At 58.4% G+C, this 14,448-nt stretch carries 9 protein-coding genes; 5 read left to right on the top strand and 4 right to left on the bottom strand.

The features are described from left to right. Positions 1 to 71 precede the first annotated feature (71 nt). From ACZK4Z_RS17610 to ACZK4Z_RS17625, 4 genes are all read right to left on the bottom strand, one after another. Positions 72 to 2,420, bottom strand: a complete 2,349-nt coding sequence (locus ACZK4Z_RS17610) for a S8 family peptidase (protein ID WP_176031468.1) — start codon at positions 2,418 to 2,420, stop codon at positions 72 to 74. Positions 2,421 to 2,559: 139 nt separating this feature from the next. Then, on the bottom strand, positions 2,560 to 3,591 hold the full coding sequence (locus tag ACZK4Z_RS17615) for an AAA family ATPase (RefSeq protein ID WP_003158906.1): 1,032 nt from the start codon (positions 3,589 to 3,591) through the stop codon (positions 2,560 to 2,562). After that, positions 3,584 to 3,901 (bottom strand): helix-turn-helix domain-containing protein, encoded by a 318-nt coding sequence (locus ACZK4Z_RS17620; RefSeq protein WP_023464296.1) that lies wholly within the window; start codon positions 3,899 to 3,901, stop codon positions 3,584 to 3,586. Before ACZK4Z_RS17620 ends, ACZK4Z_RS17615 begins: the two co-directional genes overlap by 8 nt. Before the next feature lie 134 nt (positions 3,902 to 4,035). Continuing rightward, positions 4,036 to 4,926 carry a LysR family transcriptional regulator gene (locus tag ACZK4Z_RS17625; protein WP_003158908.1) on the bottom strand — a complete coding sequence of 297 codons (891 nt, stop codon included), beginning with the start codon at positions 4,924 to 4,926 and terminating at the stop codon, positions 4,036 to 4,038. Positions 4,927 to 5,205: 279 nt separating this feature from the next. Here ACZK4Z_RS17625 and ACZK4Z_RS17630 point away from each other — a divergent pair, with 279 nt between their 5' ends. The 5 genes from ACZK4Z_RS17630 to ACZK4Z_RS17650 are packed head-to-tail and all read left to right on the top strand — an operon-like array spanning position 5,206 to position 14,440. Next, on the top strand, positions 5,206 to 6,114 hold the full coding sequence (locus ACZK4Z_RS17630; RefSeq protein WP_003158909.1) for a WYL domain-containing transcriptional regulator: 909 nt from the start codon (positions 5,206 to 5,208) through the stop codon (positions 6,112 to 6,114). A gap of 12 nt (positions 6,115 to 6,126) precedes the next feature. Then, complete coding sequence (locus ACZK4Z_RS17635; RefSeq protein ID WP_003160812.1) at positions 6,127 to 9,348, top strand: helicase-related protein; 3,222 nt, start codon at positions 6,127 to 6,129, stop codon at positions 9,346 to 9,348. Then, on the top strand, positions 9,345 to 10,151 hold the full coding sequence (locus ACZK4Z_RS17640; RefSeq protein ID WP_003158911.1) for a DUF4391 domain-containing protein: 807 nt from the start codon (positions 9,345 to 9,347) through the stop codon (positions 10,149 to 10,151). The genes ACZK4Z_RS17635 and ACZK4Z_RS17640 overlap by 4 nt, the downstream gene beginning before the upstream one ends. Positions 10,152 to 10,160: 9 nt before the next feature. Next, a complete protein-coding gene (locus tag ACZK4Z_RS17645; RefSeq protein WP_003158912.1) occupies positions 10,161 to 12,284 on the top strand; it encodes a GmrSD restriction endonuclease domain-containing protein in 2,124 nt (707 codons plus the stop codon). Continuing rightward, on the top strand, positions 12,284 to 14,440 hold the full coding sequence (locus tag ACZK4Z_RS17650; protein ID WP_003158913.1) for a site-specific DNA-methyltransferase: 2,157 nt from the start codon (positions 12,284 to 12,286) through the stop codon (positions 14,438 to 14,440). The genes ACZK4Z_RS17645 and ACZK4Z_RS17650 overlap by 1 nt, the downstream gene beginning before the upstream one ends. Positions 14,441 to 14,448 lie beyond the last annotated feature (8 nt).

The raw sequence follows: 14,448 nt of genomic DNA on the forward strand, positions 1-14,448 counted from the left end.
GCAGCGCAAGCTGTCGCAGCCAACGGCGCCGGGCGGGTGCTTAGCCCGACAGCGGAACACTGGAATGCCTCTTACGTATCGACAACCACAACATTAGCCACAGGGATTTTCTGGGAAATAGCAGCGTAAAGATCAACGTCCGTCTGCTGGGTCTGAATGGATACCACCAAGCTATATCGCGCCGGCAGGCCATAACGTTCCAGCGCAGGCCGTGTCCGCCACCACCCAGCCGAAGGATACACAGCAATGAAGCCACGGCTGGCCAAGTCAGCCGCCGTACCTTTCCAGACATCCTGATGCAGCGAACCACGATGCCGCTGCCGTTCGCCCAACAGCCAATTGGGATCTGAGGGGTTCACAGGGTCACCCTCATCCTCGCGCTGCGCTGCCGCATTCACCCGTGCGACAAAATGCTCGGTGGATGCATCCAGCGGACGCTGCACATCGAATCGCAGGCGATGCGAAGGGTAGTGATACTTCGAGGCCACACCACGTGCCGAAGGATTGGGTTCGATGAAGTAGGAGAGCGTGACACGCATCTCGACGGGCGTGTCCTGCAATGCCTCCAACTCATCCTTCGGCCAAGGCAAGGAATGCAAATTCATGTCGCGCGTCACGACCTTGCCTGAAACCTTCGCGTAAGGCTGTACCACGTCCTCAACCAGCAAGGTCAGCGAGTCTCCCGCGCTCCATAGTGCCCGGTTCAAATCCGGGACTCCCCAGCCGCAATGGCGAATCAAGTGAACGTAATCGTCCTTGTTCGGCACCACGGGCAGGAACATCCCGCGCATGGCCTCGCTCCATTGCGCAGAATGCACCAGCAACGCACGCACGGTTTCCGGCCGGAGGTGCGGATAGGCCGCCATGATCTGAGCCACCATTCCCGCACACAATGCCGACGCGGCACTGGTGGCGTTGCTGGTGGTGAACAGGCGATCCAGCGGCTGGTTGTGGGTCGTCAGCAAGTTCAGGCTGGCCATACCGACCGCACCCAGTTCATCCTTGGCCGTATTGCCTCCTTCCAGCACAACCTCGGGCTTCAACGGCCATGCCCGATCCCACGTTCTGGTTGTCGTCGTGAAGGGGCTGAGGCCGCCGGCTTCGGCGACGGGGCTCAAGGAAGGATGACCTTCCGTGTCGATCTTGTCAGTACAAGCACCCACCGTGATTGCGTTCCATGCCTGGCCGGGGTCATGCACGAGATTGGTGGAAAGGCTATCGGGATATCCAGCCCACGCATTGGGGTCGCGCGTGTTGCCGGCGGACAGCACGAACAGGCGCGGACTTTCACCAGCCCCATCGGTATCCGCAGCAAGGCCATCGACAGCAGCAGACCACGAGGAAGGACGGCCACGGTCACGGTAGTCCGAAGCCGTCACCGCCGAAGCAAACACGCGCGACCGATTCGGCGCAGAGATTTCAGGCCGCGCGACGCCTTCCGTGAAAAGATAAGCGTGGTGGCGCGCATCACCTTCATTCGCACCTTCCGCCGGTATCAGCTTCACCGACTCCAGTCGATGAGGGACATTGATTGAATCAGCAGAGGCCAGAGCATCCGTGAGATCGCCATAGGCAGCCAAGCCCGCCAGGCCGGTGCCATGATCAGCCTCATCATCCACGCCCCAGGCCGGCTCCACGGTATGCAAATCGCTCGCATCCATCAAAGGCGCCAAGAGCGGATGCGCACGAGTCACTCCGGAATCCAACAGGCAGACGCGGGGAGCCGTATCGTCCGACGGCTGCAACCGGGCACGACGCAGCAAGTCGTCCGCCCACGCCTGCTGCTCGCGTACGCCCATGCCATCGAAGAACTCAGCAGTCTCCTTGGCATAGCGAAGTTCAGCCACACAGTTCAGCGTCATCACCGACCGCGAGAACTGCTGCTGCGATCCATACATCAACAGCACCGTGCGTTCGGGGAAATTGACCTGCTTGTCACTGACGACACATTCCGCCAATCGAGCAAGTTTCTTGAAGTCCTCTACAACGATTTGCCGCTGTCCCGCCCCTCGAACCGGAAGCCAGACCTCCCACCAGAAGGCGGTCGCGAGATCGTCAGGCAGCAATTCGGGGGCGTCAGTCCACAGAGCCCTGATTTCTGCTGCCCGGATGGATTCGATGGCATCGATCAGCTTGCGGTGATCTCGCGCCTTGCCGTTACGATCCTTTTTCTCTTCGAGGTAGTCGGAAATGTATTTCTCGAAATGCGCCAGCTTTCCATCAGGGACAAAGACATTGGCGAAGGTCCGGTTGCCCTCGTGACGAACACTGAGAAGCTCAATCCTCTTGCGAGCATCCGCCAAGCTCTCGAACGCCAGCTCAACATCCGGTTGACTGGAAAACTGGATTTGCAAGCCAAGGCCACTTTCCAGTTGCAGTTCCCCTTGAACTCGCACCGCCTCTGCCACAGCAGGCTTCAAGATCTCGATTTGTGCTCGGAGGGACGCACTCTGTTGCGGCCGAGGCAAGGCCGGTACGTTTTGCGTTGGGCCACCGCCCGGAGAATGTGCGGTAAACCCGACGGTCTTTGATGTATTTCGAAGAATGAAGTGTGGGCGTTTAGCTTGTGGCTGATCCGGCATGGTTCGGTACGGCCTTCTTGTGATTCATTCTGAAGCTTAATTTGCGGCGCTCATCGAGAGCGCGTGTCAGCATATCCACCTTCACACACGCCTCGTCGTGCATCACCGCTTCCTTGATGGACTCATCCACTGCACGTTTAATCTCTGCGTAGCTCAAACCCTCCGCTCTGCTTGTAAGCGCCTTGAGTGGAAAAGGTTTGGGCGCGAACTTCCCAAGCCGCGACTGGATCAGCCTGGCGGCTTGCGGCGCACCTGGAAACCGATACTCGATCACATCATCAAACCGGCGGAAAAGTGCGTAGTCAAGGATCTCCACATGGTTCGTCGCTGCGACGATCAGGCTATGGGATTGATCGCTTTCAATCATTTGCAGAAAGCTGTTCAGTACCCGCCGAATCTCACCCACGTCATTGGCCAGCCCTCTTTGCGAGCCGATGGCATCGAACTCATCAAAGAAGTAAACACCCCGCACATCATTGATGGCATCGAATATTTGACGCAGCTTGGCGGCGGTCTCTCCCATGAACTTGGTAATCAGGGCATCCAGCCGAACAGAAAACAGCGGGATACCCAGTTCACCGGCCAGCACAGAGGCCGTCATCGTTTTGCCGGTGCCAGGCGGGCCGACCAGCAACAATTTACGTCTCGGCGACAGGCCATGCTCGCGGATACGCGAATGGTGCTTCTGTTCCTTCATGATGCGGCCAAGCTGTTCGGCCATCTCCGCATCGAGCACCATGTCCGACAGTCGATTCTTTGGGTAGGACACCGTCAGCAAGTTCGCCAGTTCACCGCGTGGACGGGCCAATGGCACCAGTTTGCCCTCGGTGCCATGCGATGAGACACGGGCTTTCGCCGCGTCGATCATGTCGCGCAGTTCTTCGGCAAGCTTGCCATGCCCCACCTTGGCTTCACGAGCCGCGACCTGCATGGCGACGGAATAGAAGTGCTGGTCATCCCGCTCGATATGGGATTTCACCAACGCCTTGAGTTGTTCGGCATTAGCCATAGTGGCCTCCCACCTGCGCTGTCATGTTGGCCGATGCTCCCAGTGATGCCAGCGCAGACTGCATTAACTGATCGGCGACGTGCTCGTCTATCGCACCCAGTTCGCTTTGGTCGGCAGCCAGAACGAACAGCAGGCCGACAGGCACATGCAATGCCTCGGCAATTCTTGTAACCGTCGAAAGTGTCGGGTCGCGCTTATTGTTCTCAAGCATCGACAAGTACGACACGGAGCAATTGGCTCGGTTCGCAATGGTGCTTTGAGAGACGCCCCGTTGCGTTCGGCACAGTCGAATGGCTTGTCCAACATTCATGGCGCTTGCTTTCTCACGGGTTGCGACGAGCGTAAGTACCCTGGAATTTTACCACCAGTGAACATTATTGACGAGACTTCTCCTCCGGATACCGCACTGGCAGGCTTCAGGCAGCCAGTCCTGGCCGCTGCGGATCAATCGTCCGAGTGCGCGCGCAGGCGCGCGATGAATCGTTCCACCGACACCGGCGAGTCCTCGCCGGCGGGCCGTAGCAAGTAGGTCGTGATGACTGCGGAATCCATGGCCAGAGGGCGGATCACCACGTCGGGGCGCAGGCTCGCCGCGATCCTGGTTTCGGTGATGAAGCCTACCCCGTAGCCGGCACCGACCAGGGTGAGCATCATGTCCAATGACGACACGTGCTCGGCGACGTCGGGTGGACGCTCCAAAGGCCGCAGCAGCCGCGCCAGTTCACGATGGTAGCCTTCGCATGCCTGCGGGTCACATAAGACCAGTGGGTAGATCGCAAGCTGATGCAGCGGAACAGCCTTGTGTGAAAGTAAAGGATGCCGGGCGGGCACGGCTACCACCAGCGGATCGTGCCAGAGTGGCTCGGTAACGATGTCGTCGCCGACTTCCGCCGTGTGCGCAAACCCGATCGAGAAGTCACCTGAGCGCAAACCACGCAACTGATCGGCCAACGGCACTTCGGACAGGCGAATCTCGATCTCCGGCTCTTCCTCGCGGCAGCGGGCCAGGAGGGCCGACAGCCTGGGATCGATTGCACCGTCGGATACGGCAATGCGAAGGCTTCCGCTCAGGCCCGCAGCGACCGCCTGTACGTTCTCCTGAGCCTGTTTGAGGACGGCGAACACTCTGCGCACATCTTGCAGGAACGTTGCTCCCGCCTCGGTCAGTACCGTGCCTCGGCGGTTGCGCTCGAAGAGCACCACACCCAGATCATCCTCAAGCTCTTTGATGGCGCGGGACAAGGGTGGCTGTTCGATATGCAGGCGCTCTGCGGCCCGTGTGAAGTGCAGCTCTTCTGCGAGAGCCACAAAGCAGCGAAGGTGTCGCAGTTCCATGGGTCGTGCTCCTGTTCCGTATCAGCGATCTATTCGCACCAGCTCTCGTCCGCAGTGACCTGCTGGATGCACGTCCAGTCCACGTCACTCCTGGCGCGCTGCGCTGGACTGAAGCGCCTGCCAGTCCACGCCGGATCACTCATTTGCGCCTCAAAAATGGTTATCATAATACAGCTAACTAGTGAATCAACTTAGATTTATAGACGTCTTTCCACACAGACCATATACTTTCTGCAGAAATTTACACGAGCATTCGCTAACCCGAACGAGCCAGTCAGGATGCCCCACCAACAGCTTGCCGATCTCACCCAGCCACAGCGTGACCGCCTCGCGTTCGTGGAATTGCGTCTGCGCTTCATTGGGGAGATGCGCCGCCAGGACTTGGTCGCGCGTTTTGGTATCCAGTCCGCTGCCGCGTCCAGGGATCTGGCGCTGTACAAGGACTTGGCTCCGGGCAATATCGACTACGACGGCAAAGGCAAGTTCTACGTCCTGGGTTCGAGCTTCCAGCCGATCTTCGATTTCCCACCCGAGCGGGTGTTGTCGTGGCTGACCCAGGGGTTTGGCGACGGTGAACCGATGCACATCAAGGCGTGGGTGGCCAGCGAGAGCCCGTCCCGGCTCACTCACCCTGACCTGGCAATCTTGGCGAGCGTCACTCGGGCCATTCATTACGAGTGCCCGCTCGGCATCGAGTACCACTCCATCTCAAGCGGTCGCACGGAGCGCGAGATCGTTCCGTTTGCGCTGATCGACAACGGTCTGCGCTGGCACGTTCGCGCGTTCGACCGCAAATCCCAGGATTTCCGGGATTTCGTCATCACCCGGATCAGACGCCCTGTCGTGCTCAAGGGCCAGCCAGTGGCGGCTCACGAGATGAGCGATCAGGACATTCAGTGGACACGGATCGTCGAGCTGGAACTGGTTCCCCATCCGGACCAGCCCCGGCCAGAGATCACCGAAATGGACTACGGCATGCAGGGCGGCGTGCTGCGGATGAAGCTGCGTGCAGCCACGGCCGGGTACATCCTGCGCAAATGGAGTGTCGATTGTTCCCCCGACCATAGCCTGCGCGGCCCCGAGTACCGGCTTTGGTTGAAAGACCACCTTGCCATCTACGGTGTGCGCAATGCTGTGCTGGCGCCGGGATATGCATCGCCAAGTACAGAGGCGTCGATAGACGACTGAACGGGAACGACCATGAAGCTGATCCACAACACCGGTTCGCAGCGCGTCATCGATTTGATCCGCCCTCATCTCAAGCGTGGCAATCAGCTCGGTTGCGTGACGCCTTCGTTCTCTCTTTACGCCTTCGCTGAAGTCCGAGAGGCTCTGTCCACCCTGGAACGGGTCCAATTGATTGTGCCTCCCGACGATGCGGTGCTTGAACTCCTTGGTTCGGAAGGTGACCGTGCCGCGCGCAATCGTCTGCAGGCACGCTGGTTGGCCAATCAGTGCGCGAAGTGGATCAGTGAGAAGGTTGATCTGCGGCGGGCATCAAGATCAGTGCCTCAAGGTGCAGCAGTCATGCGCAGGCTCGATGGAACGCCTGAACAAGTGGTGCTGGGGTCGTTCGCCTTCAGCACATCAGGCCTTGGCCTGACGCCAGGCAACCCATTGAGCTTGATTCAGGCATCGGAATCTGCTGACGAGGCCGCGCAGCTTGCCCAATGGTTCGATCACCAGTGGGCAAATCTGCAAAGCGTTTCTGCCACCGATTCGGAGGACAAGAGCAAAGGGCGTGATGCCGTTCTCGAAGCGCTGCGAGCCCTTGGTGAGCACCGCGACCCGTTCACCATCTACACATTGATGTTGCATCACCTGTTTCGTGACAGTGGCGACGAGATGGATGAAGAGCGCATCGTCAAGTCCGCCACCGGCATTCGCAATACCGTGGTGTGGAAGAAGCTCTTCAAGTTCCAGCGCGACGGCGTGGTGGGCGCGATCGACAAACTCAACCGCTTTGGCGGCTGCATCATTGCCGACAGTGTCGGCTTAGGCAAAACCTTCGAAGCCCTGGCCATCATCAAGTACCACGAACTGCGCAACGACCGCGTGCTGGTGCTGGCGCCCAAGCGCCTGCGCGATAACTGGACGCTTTACAAGGCCAACGACAAGCGCAACGTCCTTGCAGGCGACCGTTTCAACTACGACGTCCTCAACCACACCGACCTGTCACGCGATGGCGGCACATCCGGCGATATCGATCTGTCGCATGTGAATTGGGGCAACTACGACCTGGTGGTGATCGACGAATCGCACAACTTCCGCAACAAGGCCACCCACAAAGGCAAGGAGTCGCGCTACGACCGCCTGATGCGGCGGATCATCCGCGAAGGCGTCAAGACCCGCGTGCTGATGCTCTCGGCCACACCGGTCAACAACCGCCTGGCCGACCTGCGCAACCAGATTGCCTTTGCCACCGAAGGCGATGACACCGCCCTGATGGAGCACGGCATCGCCAGCATCGAGGCCACGACCCGCAAGGCGCAGGCGCAGTTCAACCGCTGGCTGGCGCTGGACGAAGCTGAAAAAACACCGACCCGGCTGGTGGAGATGCTGGGTTTCGACTACTTCACCTTGCTGGACCATCTCACCATCGCCCGCTCTCGGCGGCACGTGGAGAAATACTACGGCACCAGCGAGACAGGCCGCTTCCCGGATCGCCTGCCACCGATCAACATCAAGGCCGACGTTGACCTTGCGGGCGAGTTCCGCGCCATCCGCGACATCAATCAGGAAATCCGCCGACTCACCTTGGCCAGTTATGCGCCGCTGCGCTATGTCCTGCCCCACAAACAGGAAGCCTACGACGCCAAGTACAGCACGCAGATTCGCGGCGGAGAAAGCTTCTTCCGCCAAGCGGACCGCGAAGAAAGCCTGATTCATCTCCTGCGTGTGAACGTGCTCAAACGCATGGAAAGCGCCGTTTCTTCCTTCACCCTGACACTGCAAAGGCAGCTCAAGGACGTGGAGGCCACGCTGGGCCGCATTGAGTCGCATGCCGATGCACTGGAGGAAATCGACATTGCCGACGTCGATATCGACGACCCCGCGTTCGAGTCCTTGTTGGTCGGGCGCAAAGTCAAGGTGCTGCTGGATGACGTGGATCTGATCCGCTGGAAGCAGGATCTGCTGGAAGACCGCAACCGCCTGGCAACCCTGCTGGCGGCTGCCAAACAAATCGATGCCGCCCGCGACGCCAAGCTGACCGCACTGCGCGACTTGATCCAACGCAAGTGCCACGATCCGATCAACCCCGGCAACCGCAAGATCATCGTGTTCACTGCTTTTTCCGATACGGCGCACTATCTCTATGCGCAGCTCGCTCCCTGGGCCAAAAGCACGTTGGGTGTCGATGCTGCGCTGGTCACCGGGAGCGCCGGCATACAGACCACCTTGCCCGGTCTGCGCAAAGGCATGAGCGATGTGCTGTCGGCATTTGCGCCGCGCGCCAAGGAGCGCCCGGCCGAACTGGCCGCTGAAGGCGAGATTGACTTGTTGATCGCCACCGACTGCATTTCCGAAGGGCAGAACCTGCAAGACTGCGACTGGCTGATCAACTACGACATCCACTGGAACCCGGTGCGCATCATCCAGCGCTTCGGACGCATCGACCGCATCGGCTCGCCCAACCAGCGCATCCAGCTCGTGAACTTCTGGCCCAACATGGAGTTGGAGGAATACATCAACCTGGAACAGCGCGTCAGCGGTCGCATGGTGCTGCTCGATGTCTCGGCCACAGGGGAAGAAAACCTGATCGAGCAACAATCCGGCAACGCCATGAACGATCTGGAATACCGGCGCAAGCAGTTGCTCAAATTGCAGGACACCGTCATCGACATGGAAGACCTGTCCACCGGCGTGTCGATCACCGACCTCACCCTGACCGACTTCCGCATCGATCTGGCGCAATATCTGAAGGCGCACCCCGGCAAGCTCGACACCCAGCCCCTTGGAGCCTATGCGGTGACCACGACACTGGATGCCGATATTCCCCCCGGCGTGATCTTCTGCTTGCAAGCCTGCGGCCCGGCAGCAAAGCCCGCCGCATCGTCCGACTACCCGCTCGCGCCGCACTACCTGGTGCATGTCGGCGATGACGGAACCGTATTGCTGCCTTACCCCCAGGCCAAACGCATCCTGGACCGCCTCAAGCGCCTTTCGCTGGGGCGCGAACGACCTGATGAAAGTGCCTGCGCGCGGTTCGACAAGGCCACCAAAGGGGGCGAAGACATGCGCCATGCCCAGAAGCTGCTCGCGGCGGCAGTGGCATCCGTCGCCGGCAAGCACGAGGAACGGGCCGTGGCCAGTCTATTCACGCCCGGCGGCACGCACGCCATGAAAGGCGAATTCGCCGGCAGCGGTGATTTTGAGGTGGTGGCATTCCTGGTGGTGCTGCCGGAAAGGGAGGCAGCATGACGGTCATCGACGCGCACGCCGTTATCCAGGCATTGGGCCTGCCCGACAGTTGCCGGGTAGAGCAGCGCGTCCCCAAGAAACTGCTGTTGGAGAATGGTGTGCCTACGGCGTCCGACAAACGCTTGATCACCGATGCCATTGAAGAAATCCAGTGGTTCGCCGCGCTCAAGCCCAACACCATCGGCGTGCCTGACTACCGGGACGCGCAGCGCGAGTACCTTGAGATCGCAGTGCTGGTTGTGACCTTGCGGGGTACCGTCAAACCCGCCAGTTGCTCGCGGCTGGCTGAACTGGTGCACCGTGCGGTGCCTTATCCGGTGCTGTTGCTGTTGGTTGAAGGACAAACGGTGGCCTTGTCCCTGGCCCACAAGCGCTGGGCGCAGAACGAGGCCAGCAAAGTGGTGCTCGACGGCAGCCTTACGTTGGCCTTGCTATCCCACGCAACCGCCAATGCCACGGCGACCGATGCCGCAGCACGCTCCGAAGCCGAGCATGCCTTCGTGCAATCCCTGTCGATTGCACACCAGCCCCAGACCTCGTTGCACGCCCTCTATCAAGGCTGGATGGATTGCGTGCAGGCCCTGCAGGCTGCGCGGCGGACAGGAAACTACCGAACCACGGCAACGCCGGAGCAGGCGGCGGCGCGTCGGCAGGCGCTGGCCGATTGCGAGCGGCTTGAAGGCGAGATCAGCCGCCTGCGGGCACAAGGCGCGAAGGAAAAGCAGATGGCACGCCAAGTCGAAATCAATCTCCAATTAAAAGCACTGTTGGCCGAGCGTCAGCAGATCGCTCAATATCTCTGAGGAATAGAAGTGAAGGCCACAGAAACCAACCTGCTCAAGTTCTTGAAGAAATCTCCGCAGTTCGTCATTCCCATCTATCAGCGCAATTACTCCTGGACGGAAGCCCAGTGCCAACAGCTGTGGTCAGATTTGCTGAGGTCGGGTCGTGACGAGCAGATTAATGGCCATTTCATCGGTTCCATCGTTTATGTGGAGCGTGGTCTGTCCACCGTCACCACCCAGGAAGCACTGCTGGTCATCGACGGACAACAACGTCTTACCACGTGCACCTTGTTGATTGCAGCACTGGCCAAGCACTTTGAAGCCAATCAGCTGCCTGAATTGCTGGACAGTTTCTCCGCGCGAAAGCTGCACAATTACTACCTGCTCAATCCTGAAGAGGACGGCGAGCGCCACTACAAACTCATTCTGTCGGAAACTGATAAGAAGACGTTGTTGGCCATCATCAAATCCGCACCGATGCCTGCGGAGATCAGTACCCGCATAGAGCAGAACTACACGCTCTTTCAGGCGCTGATAAACAAGCATCAGGACGAGCTCAAAGCCATCTGCCAAGGGTTGGCCAAATTGCTCATCGTCGAGGTGTCGCTCGATCGCACTCAGGACAATCCTCAGCTCATCTTCGAGAGCATGAATTCCACCGGCCTTGAGCTCAGCCAGGCCGATCTGATTCGCAACTACATCCTGATGGGATTGGAGCCAAAGCTCCAGACTGAGCTTTACCAGAGTTACTGGCGGCCGATGGAAAAATCGTTCGGCCAGAAGGCCTACGTGACGCACTTCGATCCCTTTATGCGTCACTATCTCACTGCCAAAACAGGTGAGATTCCCAACGTGCGCGAAGTGTATGCTGCCTTCAAGGCTTTCGCTCGCGCCAGCCAGCTTGATACCACTGCGCTTGTTGCTGATATCCACGCCTATGCCAGCTACTACTGCGCCATGGCGCTTGGTGCGGAAACGGAGTCGAAACTAAAAGAAGCTTTTCACGATCTGCGTGAGCTGAAGGTAGACGTAGCCTATCCCTTCCTGCTTGATGTCTATCACGACTACAAGCAAGCACGGTTGGCTGCGGACGAATTGGTGAGCATCGTTCGCTTGGTTGAAAGCTACGTGTTTCGCCGCGCCATCTGCGCCATTCCCACCAACTCGCTGAACAAGACCTTCCCAGGCCTGAGCCGGACACTGAAAAAAGACCGTTATCTGGAGAGTGTGCGGGCGGCGTTCCTGTTGTTGCCGTCCTATCGCCGCTTCCCAGGCGATGAGGAGTTCCAGCGCGAGCTCAAACAACGCGACCTGTACAACTTCCGCAGCCGTAGCTATTGGTTGCGTCGTCTCGAAAACCATGGACGCAAGGAACGCATCGTGGTTGAGGACTACACCATCGAGCACATCCTGCCGCAGAACGAAGTACTTTCATCAGCGTGGCAGGCGGAACTCGGCCCCGATTGGCAACAGACTCAGCAGAAGTATCTGCATACCTTGGGCAATCTCACCTTGACGGGATACAACAGCGAGTACAGCGACTATCCATTCGCCTACAAGCGCGATCAGGTCATCAATGCCGATGGCAAGAAAATCGGCTTCAAATACAGCGCCCTCAACATCAACGAAGGATTGGGTGAGGTAGAAAAGTGGGATGAAAGTGCCATCAAAACACGTGCCGAGCGCCTTGCTAGAGAAGCCGCCAAAGTATGGGCTGCACCGCAGCTGGATAGCAGCGTCCTTGATGCCTATCGCCCTTCAGCAACCAACGCAGGGCAACACTACGGCATCGACGATCATCCGCACCTGACCAGCGGCACCATTCGCACACTGTTTGATGCCTTGCGCAAAGAAATTTTGGAGTTGGACCCGTGCATCTACGAGGAATACCTCAAGCTCTATGTCGCCTATAAGGCAGAGACAAATTTCGTGGATGTTGTCCCTCAGGCCAGACGCTTGCGCCTGTCGCTGAATATGCCATTCAGCGAGATCGATGACCCCAAAGGGCTGTGCACCGATGTCACCAACCTTGGCCGCTGGGGCAATGGCGATGTAGAAGTCGGCTTGTCCAGCCTGGATGAGCTTCCCTACGTCATGGGCCTGATTCGCCAGTCTTTTGATCGCCAGATGGGCGACCTGCAGGATGCCTGATGCCAAAGAATACCGAGTTTGAGGAGAGTCTCACCATGACCATTAAAAAAATCGATACCACCAGCCCAGAAGCCCAATCCGCCGATCTGGTGGCGGGAAATATCGAACAGCTCAAAGCGCTGTTCCCGGAGCTGATCACCGAGGGCGCGGGCGGCGTGGCCGTGAATGTGGACGTACTCAAGGCGCTGGTGGGCGATGCCACCGTCACCGATGCCGACGAGAAATACGGCCTCAACTGGCATGGCAAGCGCCGCGCCCGGCAATTGGCGCTCACGCCCAGCACGGGCACCCTGCGCCCCTGCCCGGAAGACAGCGTGGACTGGGATACCACCCAGAACCTGATGATCGAGGGCGACAACCTTGAAGTGCTCAAGCTGCTGCAAAAAAGCTATGCCAGCAAGGTCAAGCTGATCTATATCGACCCGCCGTACAACACCGGCAAGGATTTTGTGTATCCGGACAATTTTCAGGACAACATCAAGAACTATCTGGAGCTGACCGGGCAGATCGAGGGTGGAGAGAAGATTAGCAGCAATACCGAGGCCAGCGGGCGCTTTCATACCGACTGGTTGAACATGATGTATCCAAGGTTGAAGCTGGCGAGGAATTTACTGCGAGAGGATGGGGTAATCCTGCTCAGTATCGACGAGCATGAGATCACGAACCTGCGCTCCGTGATGGATGAAGCCTTCGGTGAAGAAAATTTTCTATCCTGCCTTACATGGGAAAAAGGCAGAAAAAATGATGCCAAGTTTTTTTCCAATGGACATGAGTACGTTCTTGTCTACGCAAAATCGCAGAGCTACCTTCGAGAGCAGAAAACGCTGTGGCGTGAAGAAAAGCCGGGTGCCCGAGATATCTGGAATAAATACCTCGAACTGCGCGTTCAGCATGGAATCCAAGACAACCTGATCGAAGAGGGGCTGCAAGCTTGGTATTCCGACTTGCCCAAAGCACACCCCGCTAAAAAGTGGAGCCGCTACAAGCGAGTGGATCAAAACGGGCCGTGGCGGGATCGTGACATCTCCTGGCCGGGCGGTGGTGGGCCGCGCTATGACGTCCTTCATCCCGTTACAAATCAACCGTGCGTTGTGCCGGAGGCCGGTTGGAGATACTCATCTTCCGATGAAATGCAACGCCAGATAAAACTTGGGCTTGTTGAGTTTCGCCAAGACCACACGGAGCCGCCCTTCCGAAAGGCACATATCCGCCCGATTCCTCAGGAGCTTGATTCGGACAGTTCGACTGATGTTGATGCGCCTGAGGAACCAGCCGATATCGAGGATGAAGAAGAATTCGCAACTCAGGTTAGGGGTAGCTACTTCTACAAGCAATCCCAGGTTTCGGTGAAATATCTCCGGACCCTATTGGGGAAGAAAGTCTTCAACAATCCAAAGGATCTGGACGAGATTGCGAAACTGATCCGCTACACCACGTCTGATGACCCTCACGCCGTTGTGCTGGATTTTTTTGCGGGCAGCGGCACGACGGGCGAGGCGACGATGCAGTTGAACAGTCAGGATAACGGGAGCAGACGTTACATTCTTGTCCAACTTCCAGAGTCGCTTGACGCAAGCGACAAGCAGCAAAAGATTGCTGCAAAGTACTGTGGAGACCTTGGACGGCCGCTGAATATCGCTGAGCTCACTAAAGAACGCCTACGCCGTTCCGGAACCAAGATCAAAGCCGATAACCTCGACTGGCAGGGCGACACCGGCTTCCGCGTATTCAAGCTCGACACCTCTAATATCCGAGCCTGGAATCCCAAACCACACGATCTGGAAGCCACACTGTTCGACCATCAGGATCACCTGCTCGAAGGCCGCAGCGAGGCCGATGTGTTGTACGAACTGCTGCTCAAGCTCGGCCTTGATCTTTGCGTACCCATCGAAAAGCGCGGCATTGAAGGGCTAGATGTACATGCCGTAGGCGGCGGCGTGCTGTTGGCTTGCCTGGCCGAAAAAATCACCCGTGAGCAGGTGGAGCCACTGGCCCAAGGCATCATCGCCTGGCACAAGGAGCTGGCACCCGCTGGCCCTGCTGGAAAAGAAAGCACCTGCGTGTTCCGCGACAGCGCCTTTGCCGACGACGTTGCCAAAACCAACCTCGCCGCGATTCTGGAGCAGCACGGCATCCAGAACGTGCGTAGCTTGTAAGGGAGGTT

Source organism: Stenotrophomonas sp. 71799_Sma, assembly GCF_056482505.1.